The sequence below is a fragment of the Brenneria corticis genome (assembly GCF_003115855.1).
GTDB lineage: Bacteria > Pseudomonadota > Gammaproteobacteria > Enterobacterales > Enterobacteriaceae > Brenneria > Brenneria corticis.
Map to the genome: position 1 here is coordinate 97,102 of NZ_KZ819079.1, position 21,425 is coordinate 118,526.

General features: G+C 56.4%; 16 protein-coding genes. 5 read left to right on the top strand and 11 right to left on the bottom strand.

The window, feature by feature from the left end; genetic code table 11:
- Positions 1–72 precede the first annotated feature (72 nt).
- Complete coding sequence (locus tag DDT56_RS11860; RefSeq protein ID WP_136166654.1) at positions 73–1,572, bottom strand: M16 family metallopeptidase; 1,500 nt, start codon at positions 1,570–1,572, stop codon at positions 73–75.
- A gap of 482 nt (positions 1,573–2,054) precedes the next feature.
- On the opposite strand from DDT56_RS11860, the gene acrD reads away from it, so the two are divergent.
- The gene (gene acrD, locus DDT56_RS11865; protein ID WP_136166655.1) at positions 2,055–5,168 is read left to right on the top strand and encodes a multidrug efflux RND transporter permease AcrD; all 3,114 of its coding nucleotides are present in this window, start codon (positions 2,055–2,057) and stop codon (positions 5,166–5,168) included.
- Between the two features lie 96 nt (positions 5,169–5,264).
- Here acrD and DDT56_RS11870 read toward each other — a convergent pair whose 3' ends face one another.
- From DDT56_RS11870 to DDT56_RS11910, 9 genes are all read right to left on the bottom strand, one after another.
- Positions 5,265–6,563 (bottom strand): dicarboxylate/amino acid:cation symporter, encoded by a 1,299-nt coding sequence (locus tag DDT56_RS11870; RefSeq protein WP_136166656.1) that lies wholly within the window; start codon positions 6,561–6,563, stop codon positions 5,265–5,267.
- A 321-nt stretch (positions 6,564–6,884) separates the two neighbouring features.
- Positions 6,885–8,051, bottom strand: coding sequence for an adenylate/guanylate cyclase domain-containing protein (locus tag DDT56_RS11875; protein WP_168197611.1), 1,167 nt, complete (start codon positions 8,049–8,051; stop codon positions 6,885–6,887).
- A gap of 462 nt (positions 8,052–8,513) precedes the next feature.
- A complete protein-coding gene (locus DDT56_RS11880; protein WP_136166658.1) occupies positions 8,514–9,455 on the bottom strand; it encodes an ABC transporter ATP-binding protein in 942 nt (313 codons plus the stop codon).
- On the bottom strand, positions 9,448–10,434 hold the full coding sequence (locus DDT56_RS11885) for an ABC transporter ATP-binding protein (RefSeq protein ID WP_136166659.1): 987 nt from the start codon (positions 10,432–10,434) through the stop codon (positions 9,448–9,450). Before DDT56_RS11885 ends, DDT56_RS11880 begins: the two co-directional genes overlap by 8 nt.
- 11 nt (positions 10,435–10,445) lie before the next feature.
- Complete coding sequence (gene ddpC, locus DDT56_RS11890; protein WP_210417015.1) at positions 10,446–11,324, bottom strand: D,D-dipeptide ABC transporter permease; 879 nt, start codon at positions 11,322–11,324, stop codon at positions 10,446–10,448.
- Positions 11,324–12,346: an ABC transporter permease gene (locus DDT56_RS11895; protein ID WP_136166661.1), complete on the bottom strand. Its 1,023-nt coding sequence runs from the start codon at positions 12,344–12,346 to the stop codon at positions 11,324–11,326. The genes ddpC and DDT56_RS11895 overlap by 1 nt, the downstream gene beginning before the upstream one ends.
- Before the next feature lie 68 nt (positions 12,347–12,414).
- Positions 12,415–13,977 (bottom strand): ABC transporter substrate-binding protein, encoded by a 1,563-nt coding sequence (locus tag DDT56_RS11900; RefSeq protein ID WP_136166662.1) that lies wholly within the window; start codon positions 13,975–13,977, stop codon positions 12,415–12,417.
- Between the two features lie 16 nt (positions 13,978–13,993).
- Positions 13,994–14,581: a D-alanyl-D-alanine dipeptidase gene (gene ddpX, locus DDT56_RS11905; RefSeq protein WP_136166663.1), complete on the bottom strand. Its 588-nt coding sequence runs from the start codon at positions 14,579–14,581 to the stop codon at positions 13,994–13,996.
- Positions 14,582–14,595: 14 nt separating this feature from the next.
- Entirely contained in the window at positions 14,596–15,462 is an 867-nt protein-coding gene (locus DDT56_RS11910) for a MurR/RpiR family transcriptional regulator (RefSeq protein WP_136166664.1), read from the bottom strand.
- Between the two features lie 640 nt (positions 15,463–16,102).
- Between DDT56_RS11910 and DDT56_RS11915 the strand changes: the two genes are divergently transcribed.
- The 4 genes from DDT56_RS11915 to DDT56_RS11930 all read left to right on the top strand — a co-directional run bounded on the left by DDT56_RS11915 (position 16,103) and on the right by DDT56_RS11930 (position 19,907).
- Positions 16,103–18,034, top strand: coding sequence for an oxidoreductase (locus DDT56_RS11915; RefSeq protein WP_136166665.1), 1,932 nt, complete (start codon positions 16,103–16,105; stop codon positions 18,032–18,034).
- A 207-nt stretch (positions 18,035–18,241) separates the two neighbouring features.
- Positions 18,242–18,568 carry a helix-turn-helix domain-containing protein gene (locus DDT56_RS11920; protein ID WP_210417013.1) on the top strand — a complete coding sequence of 109 codons (327 nt, stop codon included), beginning with the start codon at positions 18,242–18,244 and terminating at the stop codon, positions 18,566–18,568.
- Positions 18,553–18,867, top strand: coding sequence for a HipA N-terminal domain-containing protein (locus DDT56_RS11925; protein ID WP_136166666.1), 315 nt, complete (start codon positions 18,553–18,555; stop codon positions 18,865–18,867). The genes DDT56_RS11920 and DDT56_RS11925 overlap by 16 nt, the downstream gene beginning before the upstream one ends.
- A 17-nt stretch (positions 18,868–18,884) precedes the next feature.
- A complete protein-coding gene (locus DDT56_RS11930) occupies positions 18,885–19,907 on the top strand; it encodes a type II toxin-antitoxin system HipA family toxin (protein WP_246856766.1) in 1,023 nt (340 codons plus the stop codon).
- A 93-nt stretch (positions 19,908–20,000) separates the two neighbouring features.
- Here the strand turns inward: DDT56_RS11930 and DDT56_RS11935 are convergent, their stop codons facing one another.
- The gene (locus tag DDT56_RS11935; RefSeq protein ID WP_168197612.1) at positions 20,001–21,350 is read right to left on the bottom strand and encodes an MFS transporter; all 1,350 of its coding nucleotides are present in this window, start codon (positions 21,348–21,350) and stop codon (positions 20,001–20,003) included.
- Between the last annotated feature and the right edge of the window lie 75 nt (positions 21,351–21,425).

Sequence of the window (21,425 nt, forward strand, 5' to 3'; positions counted from 1 at the left end):
GGAGATACCCGGGCCTACCGTACNAGGTTTTGTCAATGGTCTGAGGCCGTTTACGCGGCCTGTCCTCCGAGATTATTGCGCGGCGGGCGCCGACGCTTCCTCCTGCGGTTTGGGCTCCTCTTCCGCCGCGGCCGGCGCGGCGGCGGCATCCGGCGTCATGATCCGGCTATAGGCCGTCTGCAGCTCCTTCATATTCACTTCCGGTTCCCCCGGCTGCTGTATCAGCATCAGCGTGGCTTCCTGTGAAAGCTGCTGGCGCAACGCCTGATTCAGCGTATCCAGCGTCAACGAAGAGAGATAAGCCTGCCGTAGTTTCTGATACTGCTCCGGCGCAATATCCACCACGCCATTGCGCTGCGAGCGCAAACGCTGATCCATCAGCACATCGGTGCCGGTGCGGGCATAGGTGGCGAACAGTTTGCCCAGTTCGTCGGTTTTACGCGTTATCAGGGCGTCAAACTCCTGCTGCGTCAGCCCGTTATCCCGCAGCGTCGCCAATGTCTGAGCCATAAAGGTCGTGCCCGGCATCACGCTGTCGCTGCCGGGAACGTCCATATGAATGGCGCACTGCGCGCGGATATAAAGCACGTTACAGTCGAAACGCAGGTTATTGTCTTTCTGCGGGCTTTTTTGCAACGCCTGCTGCACATGCCAGAACAGGGCTTCCCGCGCCAGATCGCTGCGCCAGTAACGGGCCAACGCCTCGGAGTCGCGAATCGGGTGCCACGGCGTATCCCAGACCAATGACAGGGTATCCTGCTGAACGTTGTTATTTATCAGGCTGATAGCCTGAGGCGGCAACGGGCTTAGCGTCGGCACCGGCGCGGGGGTTTCGCGTTTACCCTGCAGAGATGAGAAAGATTTACCGATTTGATCGACAATGCCGCGCTGATCGACATGGCCGACGATATACAGCGTCATGGCGTCCGGCGTATACCAGGTTTTATAAAATTGCTCCAGCTGCTCACGGCTTAGCGGCGTTTTTACCGCCTGTCCGGGATCGTGAGCCAATAGCGCGGACCCCTTCAATCGATAACGCCAGGCGGGATCCTGCGGATTAACCGGAAATTGCGCCACCGGATCGGGCAGGTTTAATGCCGCATGGATATGCTGATCGCTGATAGCCAGCTGTCCGGCGGTTTCCGACAGCCAGTTTAAGGCTTCTTTCAGCAGTTCCGGCCGGTTATTCGGCAGGCTCAGGTTGTAAAACGTGAAATCATATGAGGTGACGGCCGGCGGCAGAGAACGCGTCGCCGTGTCTTGCTGTTGCCATATGGAGGGCAACTGCACGGCTGAAAAATTATCGCCGGGCGTTAACGCCAAGCGGGGAAGAAAATGCGCAAACCCGATTTGCTGAGCGTTTTCCACCAGCGAGCCGGTATTTACCAACAGACGTAACTCGACCCTGTCGCCGGGACGCTGCGGCGTAGTCAGTAACTGCCAGGTAAAACCATTATCGAGTTTACCCTGCAGCCAGGCAGGATCGGGTTGTAGTGTTTCAGCCTGCACGTTGCCGCCGATAACGGCAAGCAAAACTCCACCAACTAAAAGACCTATTTTGGTGCCCTGCATGTGAACCCCTACTTAAATAACTATGCAAAACATAACGTGATTGAGGTTGATCATCATAGTGGCCTTGCGCTTGCCACCAAACACTCTCGTGGATGCATAACGGAAAATGAAAGAGGCGAAGTGTACCATTCCCTTGGACCACGCGCTTTTATCTATGTCACCGCACGGGGCGAAATAATATTCAGAGCGGAGAAACATTGAGCTTAGACGGATGGGCGTCAGGCCGATGATGCGAGTGTCTTAGCGGGTAAAAGCGTGCAGGCGGCCCTGCCTGGGTCGGCGCCATGCCCAATGCGGCCGATAAATACCGGCCGGCATACACAGACCGACATTTTACGACGATAATTTACACTTTCTCCTTAATTTTTCCACGATTCTCCGATCGTTAGCGGATAAAGTGATTTACAACTGACGCGCTTTGCGGCAGTGATGGTTTTTGCCCGTTCACCGCCTGTACAACACTGCCGAGGAGTTGCATTTCGATGGCGAATTTTTTTATCGATCGCCCCATCTTTGCCTGGGTGCTGGCAATCCTGCTCAGTCTGTGCGGTACGCTGGCGATCGTTTCACTGCCCGTCGAGCAATACCCCGACCTGGCGCCGCCCAGCGTGCGGATTAGCGCCAACTATCCCGGCGCTTCCGCCCAGACCATTGAGAACACCGTGACGCAGATTATCGAGCAGAGCATGACCGGGCTGGATAATTTGATGTATATGACTTCCGACAGCAGTAATACCGGACAGGCAAGGATAACGCTCACCTTTGAAGCGGGAACCAATCCGAACGAAGCCCGCCAGCAGGTGCAGAACCAGCTGCAATCCGCCCAGCGAAAACTGCCGCAGGCGGTGCAGCAACAGGGGGTGACGGTCAGCAAAACCGGCGAAAGCAATATTCTGATGATCGCCTTTGTTTCCACCGACGGCAGCATGGAAAGGCAGGATATTTCGGACTATGTCGCCAGCAATATTCAGGAGCCGCTCAGCCGCATCAACGGCGTCGGCGAAGTGGACGCCTATGGCTCGCAGTATGCGATGCGCATCTGGCTCGACCCTTTGAAGCTGGCCGATTACTCGCTTACCACCGAAGATGTGGTGTCGGCCATCGAGTCGCAGAATAGCCAGATTTCCGTCGGTCAGGTGGGCGGCACGCCGTCGGTGGATAACCAGACATTGAACGCCGCCATCAATGCCCAGTCACTGCTGCAAACCCCGCAGCAGTTTCGCGATATAACCCTGCGCGTCAACCGCGACGGTTCCGCGGTGACGCTGGGCGACGTCGCCGACGTCGAACTTGGCGCGGAAAGGTATGACATCCTCAGCCGCTATAACGGCCAGGCGGCGTCCGGCCTGGGGATAAAGCTGGCCGCCGGCGCCAACGAACTGGAGACGGATAAACTGGTGCGCGCCCGTATCGCGGAGCTGTCGCCCTACTTTCCCCGCGGCCTGGAAGCCAAAATCGCCTTTGAAACCTCGCCTTTCGTCAAGGCTTCCATCATTGACGTGGTGAAAACCCTGTTTGAAGCGGTATTGCTGGTTTTCCTGGTGATGTATCTGTTTTTACAGAATTTCCGCGCCACCCTGATCCCCACCATCGCCGTGCCGGTGGTGCTGCTGGGCACCTTTGCGGTGCTTTACGCCTGCGGATTCAGCCTCAATACCCTGACCATGTTCGCGATGGTGCTGGCCATCGGCCTGCTGGTGGACGACGCCATTGTAGTGGTGGAAAACGTCGAGCGCGTTATGAGTGAAGAAGGGCTGTCTCCGCGCGAAGCGACGCGCAAGTCGATGGGGCAGGTTCAGGGCGCGCTGGTGGGGATCGCGCTGGTGCTGTCGGCGGTTTTTGTCCCGATGGCCTTCTTCGGCGGGACGACCGGGGCGATCTACCGTCAGTTTTCCATTACCATCGTTTCATCGATGATCCTGTCGGTGCTGGTGGCGATGATCCTCACCCCGGCGCTGTGCGCCACCCTGCTCAAGCCCCTGGCCAAAGGCCAGCATCACGGCCGCAAAGGCTTTTTCGGCTGGTTTAACCGCGTTTTCAACCGCGGTACGCTGCGCTATGAACGGGGCGTGGCGAAAATCCTGCGCCGAAGCGGCCGCTGGATGCTGCTTTATCTTGGCATCATCGGCATTATGGCGGTGCTGTTTATCCGGCTGCCGACGTCATTTCTGCCGCAGGAAGACCGCGGCGTCTTTATGACGCAGGTGCAGTTGCCGCCCGGTTCGACGCAGCAGCAGACATTAAAAGTGGTGCAACAGATCGAGCAGTATTACCTCAGCGAAGAAAAAGAGAATGTCATATCGGTATTCGCCACCGTCGGCGCCGGACCCGGCGGCAACGGACAGAACGTCGCCCGCCTGTTTGTGCGCCTGAAAGACTGGGACGAGCGCACCAGATCGCAAGACTCCTCCTTTGCCATTATCGAGCGCGCCACCCGGGCTTTCCGCGACATCAAAGAGGCCCGGGTTATCGCCAACAGCCCGCCGGTGATAACCGGCCTGGGCAACGCGGCCGGCTTTACCATGCAATTGCAGGATCACGCCGGGTTGGGCCACGACGCGCTGATGCAGGCGCGCGACCGGCTGTTGGCCATGGCCGACGATGACCCGCGCCTGACCCGGGTGCGGCATAACGGCCTGGATGATAACGCGCAGCTGAAAATCGATACCGACCAGCGCAAGGCTCAGGCGCTGGGCGTGTCGGTCGACAGTATCAACAACGTGCTGCAAACCGGCTGGGGCTCCACCTACGTCAATGATTTCATCGATCGCGGACGGGTGAAAAAGGTCTATGTTCAGGCCGCCGCCAAATATCGCATGCAGCCGGACGATATCGACAAATGGTATGTACGCAACGGCGACGGCGGGATGGTGCCTTTCAGCGCCTTCGCGCAAACCTCATGGGAGAGCGATTCGCCGCGCCTGGAGCGTTATAACGGCTACTCCTCGCTGGAAATCGTCGGCGAGGCCGCGCCGGGCGTCAGCACCGGAACCGCCATGGATATCATGGAAGCGCTGGTGGAAAAATTACCGCCAGGCGTCGGCCTGGAGTGGTCGGGCATGTCCTATCAGGAAAGGCTGACGGGCGAGCAGGCGCCGGCGCTGTACGCCATTTCGCTGCTGGTGGTGTTCCTGTGTCTGGCGGCGCTGTATGAAAGCTGGACCGTGCCTTTTTCCGTGATGCTGGTGGTGCCGCTCGGCGTGCTGGGCGCGCTGCTCGCCACCCTGGGCCGGGGATTGGAGAACGACGTCTATTTTCAGGTGGGGCTGTTGACGGTTATCGGCCTGGCGGCGAAGAACGCCATCCTGATCGTCGAGTTCGCCAATGAGATGAACCAGCGCGGGCGCGATCTGGTCGAGGCGACGCTGGAAGCGTCGCGCCAGCGCCTGCGGCCGATACTGATGACCTCGCTGGCGTTTATTTTCGGCGTGCTGCCGATGGCCACCAGCAACGGCGCGGGCTCCGCCGGCCAGCATGCGGTAGGCACCGGCGTTATCGGCGGCATGCTGTCCGCGACGATTCTGGCCGTCTTTTTTATACCGCTGTTCTTTGTGGTGGTGCGCAGACGTTTTCCGCTGCGGGAGAAAGGGGAATAAATCATGCGGAAATGGACGGCGTCACATTCGGCAAACCTTCCCCACCGCACCAGCGTGCGATGGGGAAAGATTCACCATAAAAGCATCAGGCGAGGATTATGACAGCGTAGTCGGCTCCGTGGTTTTACCGCCTTTATCATCATCCTTGCCGGAAAGTACCGCGTCCATCTGCTTCGAATCCAGCTCATGGCAATACTTCGCGACGACGATGGTGGCCACGCCATTGCCAATCAGGTTGGTCAGCGCGCGGGCTTCCGACATAAAGCGGTCAATGCCCAGAATCAACGCCAGACCCGCCACCGGCAGATGGCCTACCGCCGAGAGCGTGGCGGCCAGCACGATAAATCCGCTGCCGGTAACGCCCGCCGCCCCCTTGGACGAGAGCAGCAAAACCACCAGCAGGGTAATCTGATGCCAGACGTCCATATGGCTGTTGGTCGCCTGCGCAATAAACACCGCCGCCATGGTCAGGTAGATGGACGTACCGTCAAGATTGAACGAGTAACCCGTCGGGATCACCAGACCGACCACCGACTTCTTACACCCGACCTTCTCCATCTTCTCCAGCATGCGCGGCAGCACCGATTCGGAAGAGGAGGTCCCCAGCACGATCAACAGCTCTTCTTTGATATAGCGGATGAACTTGAGGATGCTGAAGCCGGTGGCTTTGGCGATACTGCCCAGCACCAGGAACACGAACAGCAGGCAGGTTATATAGAAGCAGGCGATCAGCTGGCCCAACTGCACCAATGTCCCCAGCCCATATTTACCGATGGTGAACGCCATGGCGCCGAACGCGCCTAAAGGAGCCAGGCGCATGATCATATTGATGATGCCGAAAATCACCCTGGAGAAACTTTCGATCACGTCAAAGATCATTTTGCCTTTTTCGCCCAGCCGATGCAGCGCAAAACCAAACATCACCGCAAACAGCAGCACCTGGAGAATATTGCCGCTGGCGAAAGCGCCTACCGCGCTTGAAGGGATCACATCCAGCAGGAACGGGATCAGCCCCTGCTGCGATGCCTGCTGGGTATAAACGGCGACGGCGGAGGCATCCAGAGAGGCGGGATCGATATTCATGCCGGCGCCTGGTTTTACCACGTTGACCACGATCAGGCCGATGATCAAGGCAATCGTACTGACCACTTCAAAATACAGCAGGGCGGCCGCGCCGGTTTTGCCCACTGACTTCATACTTTCCATGCCGGCAATACCGGTCACCACGGTACAAAAAATGACCGGGGCAATGATCATTTTAATTAATTTTACAAATCCATCGCCCAAAGGCTTCATCTGCTCGCCGATTTCCGGATAGAAATGGCCCAACAGTATCCCTACCGTAATAGCAGTAAGCACCTGAAAATAAAGACTTTTAAAAATAGATGTTTTCATACGCACGTCCTATGGTGGGGAAACACAGGTGGACGATAAAGTAAGTATAATAAACACCACCTGTGGTTGCGCCGGAAAATAACACCGCAGTAATAGTCTGGATATGTTTTATAACTTTAGTTTGTGAACGGCAGGTTAAAAATAAGAGCGGAATCGCTTCAGTATCAGTAATCATTAAACAATGGTGCAATTTATTTGTAACATGATACGGAATTATCCCGCTGTTGCCGCGAAAAAAAACCGCGCAGCTCGACCGCAACGCGGGTTTAAACCAGCTCATGGCGGGAAGGTAAAAATGATGATCAGGCTATTGATGCGGGGTTATTGCTGAAAAACGTGAATGCCGTGGGTCCCTTCATGGCGGGCCAGCTGCATGGCCAGACGCCCCTGCGCAAGCAGCAGCGCCGCGCTCCTGGCCTCTTTGCCGGACGATGGGTCGACGTGGAGAAGACCAACGCCGGCGAAATAGGGGGATGATTGGCCGCTGGTCGGCATAAACGGCGCATTGATTTGCAGCGTGACGTTCCGCGCCCAGGCTTGCGCCTGTTCCGCGCTCGCCAGCGGCCTTCCCAGCACCGCGAACTCATCCCGGTCCAGACGGGCCAATAAAATACGCTTTCCTTCCTGCTGCTGATTAACCGCCGCTTTTAGCTGATTAATCAAAGTATGGTAGACCTCAACGCCGCTGCCTTCGCTATCGGCCGGTAACGGTTCAAGGCCGATAACCATAAGGCTGAACGGCGCGTTTTCCGCCAGCCACTGCTCCAGATGGAGAACAAAGGCCGCTTTATCGGCAAGCTCATACTGGGCGGCAAAAAGCGACTGTTCCAGCAATTGCTGATTGCGGTTATAGCAACGCACCAGCGCGCCGATCTCGTCATCCTGATGCCATGCCGGCAGCGTCAGCTGATGGTGGGCGATCCGCTGCGCCGGCAGATTCTTTAATTCGGTAATAATCGCCCGCAATGGATACACCATCAGCCGATTCATACACCAGGTAATGGCGACGGACAAAATCAGCGCCAACAGCAGGTAGGTTGCCAGCATGATCGAAAACGTACTGACGATAAACTGGAACATGCGATAAGAGTCGGCCTGCAGCACCAGATGCGCCAACGGCGTCGAATATTGCGTCTGCGGCGGGGAATACAGCGGCACCGAGATACGTATCGGCAGTTTAAAAAAACGCGCGATCCACTGCGGCACCGGACGTTCCGTCGGGAAATTGGCGTGCAGCGTCTGGAAGTCGTCAGGCAGCAGCACATCCGCCCGGCTTAAAAAGCCGACGGGCAACAAATTGTTCAGAATATCTTCAGCCCGCTGCACTTCACCCTGCAGCACCGCTTCCGTCAACGGCTGGCGTACCGAGTAAGCGATGACCTCCAGCTGCCTGGCATAATCATCACGCCGTTGATTCACGAAGTGAAAAAGCTGTATCACTATAAACAGACTGATGGTAACCAGCGCCACAACGGACACGGCTGTCATCTGCTTAATAGTTAACGAACGTCTGAGCCGCAAGCACCTTCTCCGTCAATCCCGTATTGCCGCCGTAGTCAGCTTGAAAAAAATCAAACCGGCTTAATTATGGGCCTAAAATGCTTAACTATTCCCCTGCAAGCACGCCTGATAAAACCCCGGTAGTATAAGGCAGCTGACCTTGGCCTCCATGCTGTTTTCTTCGGCTATGCCCAGGATTTCATCTTAATCCTAACCCCTGCCAGCGCCGGCACCCCGGCGGCGGGAAAACGGCCTCAGCATAGGAGATATCTCCCGCACAAGCCAGAAAATGGAACTTAAGTTGGTATTTAGCGCGAAAAGCGACGAAATATTATGACGGCGTGGATTTGGCAGCCGGAATAAGCCCCCCGGATAACGCGCTGATAGCTCAAGGTCCCCGCGTCAACGGGAACCTTGCATGGCGGCGTGATTTTCCGGGTCGGCGGCCCGTCAGGCGGCGCGCCAGCAGCGAACGGCCACGTTTTGTTCCGTTGATGACATCGGCTGCCGCCGCTCGCAGCCTTCAGCGGCCAGCGGACAGCGCTCGCGGAAAAAACAGCCCTGCGGCAACACGCGGTTGCCCGGCAGCTCGCCTTTACGATCCTCAATCTCCCCGTCCAGCGAGCGATCCACGCGCGGCACCGAATCCAGCAGCAGCCGGGTATAAGGATGTCGCGGCGCGGTCAGCACCTGCTGCGCGTCGCCCAGCTCGACGATTTGCCCGAGATACATCACCGCGACGCGGTCGCTCATATGGCGCACCACCGACACATTGTGTGAAATCAGCACGTAGGTCAGTTCGCGCTGCCGTTGCAGTTCTACCAGCAAATTGAGAATTTGCGCCTGCACGGAAATATCCAGCGCCGATGTCGGCTCATCAAGCACGATGATATCGGGCTGGGAAGATAGCGCGCGGGCAATCGAGATACGCTGGCGCTGGCCGCCGGAAAAGGCGTGGGGCAGCCGGTCCAGATATTCCGGGCGAATACCGACCAGCTCCGCCAGCTCCACCGCCAGATCGCGGCGCTCACGTTCACCGTTGTGCCGCTGCAACCAGACCGGCTCGGTGATAATACGCCACACCGGTAAACGCGGGTCCAGCGATGAGAGCGGATCCTGAAACACCATTTGCATACCGCTGCCAAGCCAGGAGTTCGGGCTGCGGGCGCGAAAGCACTTTCCCGCGGCGGGTTGCAGCATGCCTATCAATAGCTGGGCCAGGGTGCTTTTACCGCAGCCGGACTCGCCCACAATCCCCAGGGTTTCCCCGCGGACAATTTGCAAATCCAGGCCGTTTAACGCATGGACCCGTTCGGTGACCTTGCCACGCCAGTTTTTCCGCGCGGGGAAATTGACGTGCACATCCTGTAGTTCAAGCAAGATATCAGACATGCTCCTCCTCCCCTTGCGGATGCCAGCAGGCGGCGCGTTGTTCGCCGGCGCCGCAGGATATTAACGCCGGCCGTTGCCGGCAGCGCGCATCGGCGGCGAAGCAACGTTCGCGGAAAGCGCAGCCCACCGGCAGCGACGCCAGGTTGGGTACGGTGCCCGGAATAGCGGGCAGCGGCGCGCGGGGTTGCGCTTCTTCCGGCGCGCAGCGCAACAAACCGATGGAATAAGGATGGACGGGACGGGCGATCACGTCCCGCGTCGCGCCGCTCTCAATCACCGCGCCGGCGTACATCACATACAGACGATCGCAAAGCTGGGACACCACCGCCATATCGTGGCTGATAAACAGCACCGAGGTCCCGCTGGCGCGCGCTTTGCGCTGCAGCAGGCGCAACACCTGCCGCTGCACGGTCACATCCAGCGCCGTCGTCGGCTCATCGGCGATAATCAGCTGCGGATCGCAGGAGAAAGCCAGCGCGATGACCACCCGCTGGCGCATGCCGCCCGACAGTTCGAAGGGATAGCGCTCCATCACCCGGGCGGCGTCGGAAATCTGCATTTCCTTCAGCAGCCCGATGGCTTTCTGAATCGCCGCCTGGCGGGAGAGGGGCTGATGCTGGCGGATCACATCGGTCATCTGCCGGCCGATACGCCGCGTGGGGTTGAGCGCCGTCATCGGCTCCTGAAAAATCATCGCCACTTTCGCCCCGCGCAGTTGCCGCATCTGTTTCTCGCTGGCATTCAGCACATCCACACCGAGAACGCTAAGGCTGCCGCCGTTAACGCGATAGCTGCCGGGGGTCAGCAGGCGCATGGCCAGCATGGCGGTAACCGACTTGCCCGAACCGGACTCGCCGACCACGCCGACAATCTCGCCGCGCTTCACCTGCAGCGAGACCTGATTGAGCGCGCTGACTTCGCCGTTATACACCAGGAAGCTCAGCTGTAAATTATCGATATTCAGAACGTCGTCGTGCATCAGTTGCGTCCTCAGCTTTTCGGATCGAGCAGGTCGCGCAGGCCGTCGCCGAACAGGTTGAATCCGACGGCGGTAAGTAAAATCGCCATGCCGGGGAAGGTGCAATACCACCATTGGTCGAGCACATAGTTACGGCCGTTGGCTACCATCGCCCCCCACTCCGCCGTCGGCTGCTGCGCGCCGAGGCCGATAAACCCCAGCGTGGCGGCCATCAGGATGGCGGTGCCGATATCCAGCGACGCCTGCACAATCAGCGGCGGCAGCGCATTGCGCAGCACGTGCCAGCTAATCAGATGCCAGCGCGTGGCGCCAAAAATTCTTGCCGCCTGGACGTAGGCCAACTGACGCACCACCAGCGTCTGCCCGCGCGCCAGACGGACGTAAAAGGGAACGCGCACGACGGCGATGGCCAGCATGGCATTAAACAGACTCGGCCCCAGCGCGGCCGCCAGCGCCATGGTCAAAACCAGCGAGGGGATCGACAGCATGATGTCCATAATGCGCATAATCAACGCGTCGACCCAGCCGCCGACGACGCCGGAAAAACAGCCCAGCAGCGAGCCGATAATGCCGGAGAACAGCACCACCGCCAAACCGGCGGCCACCGACTGCTGGCTGCCGATCAGCACGCGGCTAAACAGATCGCGCCCCACTTCGTCCGTGCCGAACCAGTGTTGCGCCGAGGGCGGCTGCAAACGGGCCGCCAGATCGATGGCGTTGGGATCCTGCGGCGTTAACCAGGGCGAAAAGATCATCAACAGCAGCACGATCAGCATAATGACGCCGCCCGCCAGCGTCAGCGGGCTGCTTTTCAGCATCCAGAAGCGCTTGCCCCAGCGTTGTCGCCGCGCGCTTTTGCGCGGCGGCGCCGCCTCATTGCTTAACGTCATCATTCCGCCCCTCCGCGCCCAATGCGGGGATCGATCCATAAATAGAGCAGATCCACCACCAGATTGACCACCACGTACGCCAGTGAAACCACCACCGCGAAGCCCATCACCGCCGGGAAATCCAGCGCCTGAATCGACGAGACCACATAAGCGCCCATGCCGGGCCAGGAAAATACGGTTTCCGTCAGCACCGCGCCGTACAGCAGATCGCCCAAGGCCAGCCCCAGAACGGTAACCGACGGGATCAGCGCATTAGGCAACGCATAGCAGAGGATGACGCGCCAGGCCGGTAAACCGCTGGCGCGCGCGGTGCGAATATAATCTTCGCTGAGCTGCTCAAGCATGGCGGAGCGGATTTGACGCGCCACAATGCCCAGATGCACAAAGGCCAGCGTCAGCGCGGGCAAAATCAGATGTTGCAGGCTGTTCCAGAACGCCTCCCCGTTGCCTTCCAGCAGCGAGTCGATGGTATAAAACCCGGTTACCCGCAGCGGCGGATCGATCCAGTCATCGAGACGGCCGCCGCCGGGCAGCACATTAAGGTAGCCGTAAAACAGCACAATCACCCCCAACCCCAGCCAGAACGCGGGGGTGGAGATACCGGTGATCGCCAGTAAACGCACCAGATGATCGAGCCAGCGATCGCGATATACCGCCGACAGCACGCCGAGCGGTACGCCCAGCATCAGCGCCAGCAGCAGGGCGCAAAAGGCCAGCTCCAGCGTGGCGGGAAAAAACGTGCGCAAATCCTCCAGCACCGGGCGCCCGGTGCGAATGGACGTTCCCAGATTGCCGTACAGCAACTCGCCGACGTAGCGAGAAAACTGGACATACAGCGGTTGATCCAGCCCCAACTGTTGGCGAATACGCTGAACAATGTCGTCGCTGGCGCGATCCCCGGCCAGCAAGCGCGCCGGATCGCCGGGGATCAGGTGGGAAATGATAAAGGTGATGACGCAAACCCCCGCCACCACGAGCATCAGTCCCCAACAGCGCTGCCGTAAAATACTCCACAAGGTCATGTTAAAGCCCCCGGTCAAGGAATAAACAGGGCCAGCGGCGGCCCTTAATAAAGGTATGGCTTATTTTTTTATTTACTCATGGTCGCCACGTTAAACACCTGCTCCAGCATCGGATTGAAAACAAAGCCTTTTACTTCCTTGTTGATGGCGACCTGATAGTTTTTCTGGAACAGGTAGACATAGGCGGCCTCATCGATAACGATCTTCTGCGCGGCCTGATAATTTTTGCTGCGCTCGGCCTGATCCGACGTCGCCACGGCTTTCTTCAGCAGGTCGTCGACGGTTTTGTTGTCATAGAAAGCGCGGTTTCCCGGCAGGCCTTTCTTATCCGACTCGAACCAGTAGTTCATAAACATATAGGGATCGGCAAAGTCGGGGCTCCAGTTGCCGATGGCGATGTCGTAATCCCCTTTGCCGACGCGATCGCGCATGGTGGCGTTAGCCAGTTTCTCCAGCCTGACGTTGATGCCCAGATTTTTGAGGCTGGCCTGGGTGGAGATGGCGATAGGCTCCCAGTTGGCATCGTTGTCGGAATAGAGAAACGTCAGGCTGGATGGCTTATCGGCCACCTTGTCGTAGGCGGCTTGCGCCTTTTGCGCATCGAAGCCGTACTGCATGGCGTGCGCATCGTAGCCCCACAGCCCTTCCGGGATCGGGCCGCGCATCTGCTTGGCGTTGCCGCCGAGCAGGCCGTTTACCATGCCCGGATAATCGGTCGACCAGGAGATGGCGCGCCGCAGATCCGCCTGATTTAGCGGCGCCTTGCCGTTATTGAGATAGAGATAGGTGACGCGCAGCGACGGATATTCATTGGTCGCCACTTTTCCCTCTTTTTTCAGCGCCGCCAGCTGATCGACCGGCAGCGACTCCGCAATATCGATGTCGCCGCGGGAAAGCTGTAGACGACGGGACGCGCTCTCGCCGACGATCTTCACCGACACGCGTTTAAAGGCGGGTTTGGCGCCGTTATAGTGCGGATTGGGAACCAGCACCAACTGCTGTCCTTTCTGCCAGCGCTGTAGCATATAAGGACCGGAACCCGCGGTGTTCTCCGCCAGCCAGCCTTTGGCGTCATCGGCGCCGTGATCTTTTATCACCGCCGGGTTGACGATCGCCGCGCCCGCATTGGCCAGCGTATAGAGGAAGGGGGCAAACGGCGTACTAAGCGTGAAACGCACGGTATAGGGGTCGACCACCTCGACGTTTAAATCCTTCGGATAGGCTTCCGACGGCCCTTGCCCAATCCTCAGCAAACGCTCGAACGAAAACTTGACCGCCTCGGCGGTGACCGGCGCGCCATCGGAAAATTTGGCATCGTTTTTCAGTTGAAAGGTCCAGACTTTACCATCGGCGGAAGCCTGCCAGCCGGCGGCCAAATCCCCTTCCACCTCCGTGGAGCCTTTGCCGTTTTCCGTTTTATACTGCACCAGGCGCTGATAGGCGGGGTAAGTGACCGTCCAGTCATTATTATCAATGGTGACCGCCGGATCGAGCGTCTGCGGATCGGCGGCCTTGCCGATCACCAACATATCTTTCGGCACCGCCGCCAGTGCGGGCGTAATGCTTATGGCGATAGCCGCGGCGATCAGCGCCGGTCGAAACAACGAAACTGCTGTGCTAGTTATCTTCATGGCAGTGCTCCTGGTTTCACAGTAAATGGGGGATGGTGATGTTTTGCGGCGCGATGCAGCTAAAACGCTCGCTTAACAGCGGGTAGGCCGTAGAGCCGGGCAGTTCAAAGTGCCACCATTCGCTGGCGATGCCGACAAAGCCGCCGCCAAACATGATGGCGTTCAACAACAGGCGATTGCGCTGCGCCGCAGGCGGCACGCCGGGGTGATAAGGATGAGAGCGCTCATGCATCTCATCAAATTCCGTGCCCATATCAAGCAGTCGGCCGTTTTCGTCGCAAAGCGCAACGTCCACCGCGGTGCCGCGGCTATGATTGGAGCCCAGCGAGACCTCCATCACATACCGCGGGTCCGGGCAGGCCAGCCACAGATACTCCTGCGCCTTCCTGGGACGATAGGCGTCATAAACCAGCAGCGTGACGCCCGCCAGCGCGGCGATTTCCACGCTGCGTCCCAGGGCTTCGGCGGCATCCGGGTGCAGCAAGCAGCGATTTTCGCTGTAAATGGTCTGGCCGGTAATGTTATCCGCCGTGGCATATTTCATGTCGATGCGCACCTGGGGAAAAACAGCGGCAATATCAACCAATTCAATCTCTTGATCCATATAACAAATCCTGTTTAACGTTCGAATTGCCCAAATTCCTGTTGCAGTTGGCGGTTTAGCGCCAGACGGGATGCCAACCGATCGCCGAGCCGCTCCACGACCGCGGAAAGCAGCAGGTTGAACAGGCAGCTGAGCGGCGCCAGCGAATCCCAAAAATGGCCGGTATCGGTCTGCACTTGCAGCAGATCCAGCGGATAATCCCGCGCCCACGGGCACCAGATATCGGTGACCAGCGCCAGCGGCAGGTTGCGCTCGCTGGCGGCCTGGCAATATTGCCGGGCGACGGTGGAATACGCGCGCGTGTCGGTAACCACCAGATAAGGACGGTCAAACTCGGAGTTGAGCGACTCCACCCAGGTGCCCGATAGCCCATCGACATAGCTGACGCGGGGACGCAGATATTCCAGATGGCTGAAAAAAGCGTTGGCGATACCGCGCGTGGACTGGATGCCCAAAATAAACACCGCTTCCGCTTCGGCCAGCTGCCGGCTCACTCGCGCAAAGGTTTCGCTCTGCGCCAGTTGATAAACCTGAGCGATCGCCGCCAGTTCAAGCTGGAGCGACTGGGAAAAGCGTTCGGGCAACGCGGGCTGCTGTTGCCATGAGTCGAGGCGGTCAATCACGCCCCAGGGTTTATAGGGGACCTCCGGCCGATGACGCAGGCTGCTTTTGACATCTTCCAGATTGCGATAGCCCAGCCTGCGCAGGTAACGGCCGACGGTAATGCCCGAAGTGCCGGTCGCTTTGGCGATGCTGTCCGCGGTTTCGAACGGAATCTGGGCAATATGCGTCAGCAGCCAGCCAGCGATACGTTTACCGCTGGGCGTCTGCTGGCTAAAGCCGGCTTCAATCCTGGCAACTAACGCCGTTGTCTCCGTCATTTCCCGCCCCGATGTTATTTTGTTGTCACTAATCAAAACGCTGTTATACAAATAACAATGCAGGGTGCGTGCCAGGTTTTATCCGGTGGGGAAACGGCTGCGGACGGCGCTCGGGGGGGAATGAAGCACCGTTGACGCGGGCATATAAGCGCAAAAATCGTGCAGATACGATCCGTTTTGGTGCGCATTGATGGCGCGCTCAACTAACACGAAGAACAAGGAGGCGAAAAATAGCAACAGCAGAAATAATCCGTGACGACGTTATCCATGTTTTAATCACGGAATATAATAAATCAGCCGTTACCCTGATTATTAAAATAATACTCTATTTTACCGATTGATAATTTTAACAAGAAAAAAATAAACACTTCACCCGCATTAAAATAAAAAACAGAATGCATTGCTTTTAAATTTATTACGCTGCTAACATTATTATAAAAGGTTGCGGTTTAATCGTAATATCATTTATTGTAAAAAAATTGTTCGCCTTTACTTCTACAATTCCCCAACAATCCCTGATTAAATAGCAACAATATAAAATAGCTTTCATGATTTAAATCACAAAATAAATTATCAACAACCATCTATACTGTATGGGTATATTATGAAATAACAATTAAAGAACATAGGATATCTTATTATGTATAAAACTTTATTTGAGCCTAAAAGAATAAACCAATGTGTTATTCCCAATCGGCTGGTGGTAACGGCAATGGTGGCAAATTACTGTAATACCGACGGCACCGCTTCCGATCGATACATCGCCTATCATGAGGAGAAGGCGAAAGGCGGTTGGGGATTAATTATCACCGAAGATTACGCGGTCAATGAACATGCGATGGGGTATCAATATATCGCCGGCTTATGGAATGACCGACAAATCGCCAGCCATCAAAAGCTGACCGAGACCGTTCATCGCTACGAAAGCAAGATCTTCGCCCAGATTTATCATGCGGGCCGCCAAAGCTGCGAGGCGGTCAACGGCGGAATGCAACCCGTGGCGCCGTCGGCCATTCCCTGTCCGTGGCTGCGAGAAATGCCGCGCGAACTGTCGGTGCAGGATATTGAAAATCTGGTGAAAGATTTCGGCAGCTGCGCGAGAAGAGTCAAACAGGCGGGGTTTGACGGCGTGGAGATTCATGGGGGCCACGGCTATTTAATTGCCGAGTTTCTCTCTCCCTATGTCAATAAGCGCGTCGATAAGTACGGCGGCTGTCTGGACAACCGGGTGCGATTTTTAAAAGAAATCTATCAGGAGGTGCGGCGCAACGTAGGGCCGGACTTCCCGGTCATCGTGCGTTTCTCCGCCGATGAGGGTTTTGTCGGCGGACGGGATATTTCCGAATCCCGCGTGCTGGCGCAATTGCTTGAGGAATGGGGCGTGGATGGGCTGGATGTTTCCGTCGGCGCCTACGGGGATCACAATAAATTCGGCACGGTTTCCCCCATGTACGTGGGCCACGCCTGGACCGTGCCGCTGGCGGAAGAGATAAAGAAACTGGTGAAAATACCGGTGATTACCGCCAACCGCATTAATGACCCCAGGATGGCCGACACCATTCTGTCGATGGGCAAAGCCGATTTTATCGGTATGGGCAGAGGATCGCTGGCCGATCCCCATTTACCCGGCAAAGCCAAAGCCGGAGAGTTGGCCTCCATCCGCTACTGCATCGGCTGTATGCAGGGATGTACCGGCAGCCTGTATCTGGGCGGGCCGCTAACCTGTCTGGTCAACCCGAGCCTGGGACGCGAAGGGGTGCTGGACTACAGCAAAACCTCCGCCCCCAAAACCGTCTTTATCGCCGGCGGCGGACCGGGCGGGATGGAGGCCGCCCGCGCCGCGGCGATACGCGGGCACCGCGTGACATTGTTTGAAAAACGCAGCCAGCTGGGCGGGCAATTTCTTTCCGCCGCCTTCCCTCCCGGCAAAGGCGAATTGGCGACCTACACCGCCTGGGCTATTCAGGAATTAGAGAAACTGAATATCGACATAAAATATGGCACCGAACTGACGGAAGAGATTATTCGGCAGGAAAAACCGGACACCGTGATTATCGCCACCGGCGGAAAACCGGCGACGCCGCCGATAAAAGGCGTTAATCTCCCGCACGTTGTTTTTGCGGAAGATGTTTTATTGGGTAAGGTAATAACAGGAAATAATATTGTTATCGCCGGCGGCGGCGAAGTGGGCGGAGAAACGGCGGCGCATCTTGCCATGCAGCAAAAAAACGTCACCATTATTGAAATGCGCGACCAGATATTACAGGAGCTTGACGGCGTCAGTAAATTGCACGTCATAAAAATACTGGATGAATTCAACGTTAAACAATATCTGAATACCAAAGTAACGGAAATTACCGATAGCCATGTCATTGTCGAAAATCAACAGGGGCTCGCCGCCATCGAGGCGGACACCGTGGTGCTGGCATTGGGTTATATTCCCGTCAACGAATTGGCGCAGCATCTTAATCAAAGCGGCGAAAATAGGGTGGTGATTGGCGGGGCGGTAAAAACCAGCAACGCCATGGTGGCAATAAAAGAGGGATTCGATGCGGGCATGGCGGTTATTTAATCCCGCCCCAATCGGTTTACAACGGCGGGCGTCCCCCGGCAGCGATTGATGAGGGATGCGCGCCGTTAAATCATCGGGCCTTCAATGCTCATATTTGAGCCATTCAATCATTAAATTAAATATTTTGTATCACATATAGACGAAAACCACAGGCGGGGACTATATTTAACAAAATCTGATTATTATTTATACGTTAGAGGTCCACAGATGAGCCATGACGGTACCAAGCCAGCGATACTGAAACTTGAAGCGCTCAGCACCATGATCGACGAGTTGAAACGCGAACTCGCACTCAATGAAGAGTACGGCAAAGCGGCGGTGCGGGATAACCAGATCCAAACCTCGACGGAATTTGGCCGCAGGCTTAACGCACGGCGCAAAGAGCTGGGGATCGAACTGGCTACCCTGGAGCTGCAGACCAGCGTTTCCATCTCTACCCTAAAACGCCTGTTCAGAGATCCCGCTCAGGTTAAGTTCGCCACCGTACATGCGGTGTCCGCCGCGTTGGGAGTGAAACTGTGCGCCGTCGAGTAAATGTCTATCTTTACGGCGAACTTATCGGCCGGTTAACTCAGGATCATAAAGGCTATCTGTTCGAATACCGAGAAAATTACCTCGGCCCGCCCTTATCCCTGAGCTTGCCGGTCAAAACCGGCCGGTTCCGCAGCGAAACGCTGCATCCGTACTTTGCCTCGCTGGCTCCCGAGGGTTGGCTAAGAAAACGATACAGCCAGCTGCAGCAACTGGACGAGCGGGACCTGTTTGGCATCCTCATCCAAAACGGGAAGAACCTTATCGGGGCCGTACAACTGATGACAGAGAACGACGAATGACTAAATGCCGGATACTAATGACCCCGTTAACCCTCGATAACCAAGTCGTCACGGGTTACACCGGCAAAGGGCTGAAAACGCTGACAGGCTCCGTTCGGGTCAACCCATGCCTGAGTTTCACCCGCAGGCAGTTTGTCCACGACCTGCCGAAAGCGCAAAAGGGCATGAGCATTTCAGGCTATCAACCCAAGCTCCAGATGATATTGAGTAACCGGGAATTCGCGGTCATTGAACACCTGGGTGATTACATCCTTAAACCCTCGCCTGACGAATTTCCCTACCTGGCCGAGAACGAACACGCCACCATGACGGTTATGGCTCGTCTGGGCTTTGAAGTCCCTCCGCATGGGCTGCTGAGTTTTAAACCAGAACAGCCCGATGACAAACCGGAGTTCGCTTTTGTCATCAGGCGGTTTGACCGCGATGTGAAAACCGGCGCGCCCATCCACCAGGAACAACTGGATGGCGGCATGGGAATCAGGGAGAAGTACGGCAAGATCAAGGCAGACGGCAAGCAATACGTCAGTTACGAGCGGATCGCCCGGTTTCTGATTGAACAGGTTAACGACAACCTTAAGTTCAGGATCGATCTGTTCCGTCGCATTGTTTACGCCTATCTGCTGGGCAATAACGACATGCATCTGCGCAACTTTGCTTTGATTCACCCAAGTAGCGGCAAACCTGCCCTGGCCCCGATTTATGATTTTGTCTCTGTGGCGCCCTATAAGGCGTATTTCACCTCCGGCTTCCTGGCATTGCCATTACTCGTAAGCGAGGAAGGCGAAAAGGCGCTCGCCCCCGGCCTTGCAACCCGCTACGGCGAGTATCTGGGGATGGACTTTCTGGCGTTTGGCCGAAGCATGGGTCTGAGTGAAAAGCTTATCAGAAATCTGCTCTTGGCGGCGTTACCCAAAGAAGCCGGGTTAGTGGAAGCAACCTACCGCGACTCCTTTATGTCGGCCGATGCTATTGAAGCCACGCTGCAATGTTACCGGCAACGGCTGAACCGAATTCAGGTGCTGGACGCCGAGCCCGTTTAGGCGCCTTTGAAAAAAGAAAAACACCCCGGTCGAATGACGAGGTGCTTTTCCCTGGTATTGACGCCATTATTACTCGAGGTTATTTTTCCATCGCTATGCTTTTTGCGTGCGGTTCAGCGGGACTTTATCTCCACGATCTTCCTGCTTGCCAATTCCCAGACGATACACGGCCAGGATCATCAGCGCCCCGACAAAGGCAATCCCTCCCAGCAGATATAATCCGGCGACGTCGTTGTTAAATGCGGATTCGGCCCAAACACGGATGTTTGGCGCAACAAACCCTCCCAGATTTGCCAGCGAGTTAATCAAAGCAATACCTGATGCCGCTGCCGCTCCGCCCAAATAGCCGGTAGGGAATGTCCAGAAGATAGGCTGCACGGCCAGTAATCCGGCACAGCCAATGCACAATGCGATAAAGGCGACCAGCGGCGTCCCGGCCAGCAGGCCCGAACCCGCCACCCCTGCCGCACCGGCAACCAGCGTCAGCGAAGCCACCCAACGCCGCTCACGGATAACGGTCGAGAAATGGGGAATGTAATAGGCTGCCAATAACGCGCATAGCCACGGGATCCCGGTAACCACCCCTACCCAGAACCCTACTTTGGTGCCCATGATGTGAGCAACCTGGGTCGGCAGGAAGAAAGCGATGCCGTAGGAGCCAACCTGGATGGTAAATGCGATCAGACACAGGAAAATCACTTTTGGATCAAGCAGTGCCTGCAGAATGCCTTTCGGACCGTGATTTACTTTTTCATTTTCTTCCGTCGCCATGGTTTCACACAGCACATCGCGCTCTTGCGGTGTCAGCCAGGTACAACGTTCGTCTGACGGACGATCGTCCAGATAAAAGTAAGCCCAGATCCCCACTAGAATGGTTAACAGACCAGTGACCAGGAACATAATTTGCCAACCGTGTAAACCAAAGGCGCCGTGCATCGCCAGCAAACCGCCGGATAACGGACCGCCAAGAATAAATGCCAGCGGCGGTCCGAACCAGAAGAAACCGGCGACTTTTGCGCGAACCGTAATCGGAAACCAGAAAGTCAGGTAGAGCATTACGCCCGGCATAAATCCGGCTTCACATGCGCCCAACAGAAAACGCAGAACATAGAAGGAAAGTTCAGAGTTAACAAACATCATCAACGCCGAAATCGCGCCCCAGGTCACCATAATACGAGCCAGCCAAATACGAGCGCCATATTTAAACATAAAAATATTACTCGGCACTTCGAATATAGCGTAGCCAATAAAGAATATACCGGCGCCAAATGCGTAAGCGGCGGTACTTAATCCGGTATCAATCTGAAAAGTCTCTTTCGCAAAACCGATATTAGCCCTGTCGAGATAAGCCAGAATATACATTAAGGCCAGAAAAGGTAATAATCTTCTGACGGACTTTTTTATTGCCAACGATAATATTTCTCTTTTATCGTGCGGTAACATTTGCCCACTCCTCTGTTATTTTTATGATGGTAGAAACAATAAGCTCATAAAATACAACTGATTGTTATTTATTAG